Annotated in this window: 2 protein-coding genes; one reads left to right on the plus strand and one right to left on the minus strand. The window is 45.5% G+C overall.

The genetic code is table 11. The annotated features are described in order from the left end of the window. A partial coding sequence (locus tag QTO00_RS18510) for a LysR family transcriptional regulator (protein WP_331426078.1) occupies window positions 1-181 on the minus strand: 181 nt, incomplete at its 3' end. A 169-nt stretch (window positions 182-350) separates the two neighbouring features. On the opposite strand from QTO00_RS18510, the gene QTO00_RS18515 reads away from it, so the two are divergent. Further along, on the plus strand, window positions 351-1,949 hold the full coding sequence (locus tag QTO00_RS18515) for an isocitrate lyase (protein ID WP_331426079.1): 1,599 nt from the start codon (window positions 351-353) through the stop codon (window positions 1,947-1,949). Window positions 1,950-2,209 lie beyond the last annotated feature (260 nt).

Below are 2,209 nucleotides of genomic sequence, written 5' to 3' on the forward strand. Positions count from 1 at the left end.
CCATTCCTTCACTGGTTCTTACCAATAACGGGTCTTCAAATAAATCTCGTAATCGACGCAGACCATTACTCATCGCTGGCTGAGTAATTCCCAATTGATTGGCCGCTTTGGTGACGTTTCTTTCACGCAGCAACATGTCTAAATACACAAGTAAATTAAGGTCTATACGAGCTATATTCATATAAAAAATACCGAATATAATAACTATAAATTAACAAAATTATCACACATGTGACTAATATTTGTCCATAACAACAACGAAGTCGGTCATCCAATCTGGGACATGAAGTACAAGAAAGGATGACTTAGCCATTAATCCAAAAATATCCAACGTGAACTAAGGAATAGTTATGTCGCAAATCAATCAAGATATCGAAATGATCGAAGTTGCAAAACGCGCTGCTGGTGCTCCATGGGACGCTATTAACCCAGAATCAGCTGCCCGTATGCGTGCTCAAAACAAATTCAAAACGGGTCTAGATATCGCGCAATACACGGCAGATATCATGCGCGCTGACATGGCGGCATATGACGAAGATAGCTCAAAATACACTCAGTCTTTGGGTTGCTGGCATGGTTTCATCGGTCAACAAAAACTGATCTCTATTAAAAAGCACTTCGGTGGCAAGACAGACCGTCGTTACCTATACCTATCTGGTTGGATGGTTGCGGCACTTCGTTCAGAGTTTGGTCCACTGCCTGACCAATCAATGCACGAGAAAACAACGGTTGCTGCCCTAGTAGAAGAGCTTTACACCTTCCTTCGCCAAGCGGATGCTCGTGAACTAGGTGGTTTATTCCGCGCACTTGATGATGCTCGTGAAGCAGGTGATGTTGCACTACAAGACTCTATCCAAGATCAAATCGACAACCACGTAACACACGTTGTGCCAATCATTGCCGATATTGATGCGGGCTTTGGTAACGCAGAAGCGACTTACCTAATGGCTAAGCAGATGATTGAAGCTGGCGCATGTTGTCTTCAAATCGAAAACCAAGTAGCCGATGAAAAGCAGTGTGGTCACCAAGACGGTAAAGTAACCGTACCTCACGCAGACTTCCATGCGAAACTTCGCGCTCTTCGTTACGCTTTCCTAGAGCTAGGCATTGATAACGGTATCATCGTTGCACGTACTGACTCACAAGGTGCTGGCCTGACAAAAGAGATCGCTGTAGTTAAAGAGCCGGGCGATCAAGGCGATATCTACAACTCTTTCCTTGATGTAGAAGAGATTGACGTAGCAGACATGAAGCAAGGCGACGTTTGCTTTAATCGCGACGGCAAGCTTGTTCGTCCTAAGCGTCTACCTTCAGGTCTGTACCAATTCCGTCAAGGTACTGGTGAAGACCGCTGTGTATTTGACTGTATCGAAGCGATCAATGCAGGCGCTGACCTACTATGGATTGAGACTGAGAAACCTCACATTGGTCAAATCAAAGAGATGATGGATGGCGTACGTGAAGTTCACCCTAACGCTAAGCTAGTTTACAACAACTCACCATCATTCAACTGGACACTAAACTTCCGCCAGCAAGCCTATGATGCAATGGTTGAAGCAGGTGAAGATGTATCAGCATACGACCGCTCAAACCTAATGAGTGCAGCGTATGACGAAACTGAACTGTCTAAGCGTGCAGACGACAAGATCCGCACATTCCAAGCAGACGCTTCACGTGAAGCGGGTATCTTCCACCACCTAATCACGCTACCAACGTACCACACTGCTGCACTGTCTACTGACAACCTAGCGAAAGAGTACTTCGGTGACCAAGGTATGCTTGGATACGTTAAGAACGTTCAGCGTAGAGAAATCCGTGAGGGTATTGCTTGTGTTAAACACCAAAACATGTCTGGTTCAGATATGGGTGATGACCACAAAGAGTACTTTGCAGGTGAAAACGCGCTGAAGGCAGCAGGCGAGTTGAACACTTCTCACCAGTTCGACTAATGACCTCTAATAACTGCTCGCTACGCAACAGCCCAAGAACACAATAGTGAGCAGCTAGAGAGTGAGATTTGCGCCCCAAGACGCAGACTCGCTCTCTACTTCTGTTAGACTAACCACATTCAAGTTTGTTCGGGATGCCTATGACTACAGTACCTTCTTATCTTCAAGATGCTAAACAGCTACTATCAAAAGATGGCTTTGCAACAGGTGATACTTGGTATCACGGCACCTCCTCTGCCCTACTTACTTCTATCCAAGGC

This window comes from Vibrio sp. M260118 (genome assembly GCF_036533755.1).
Classification (GTDB): domain Bacteria; phylum Pseudomonadota; class Gammaproteobacteria; order Enterobacterales; family Vibrionaceae; genus Vibrio.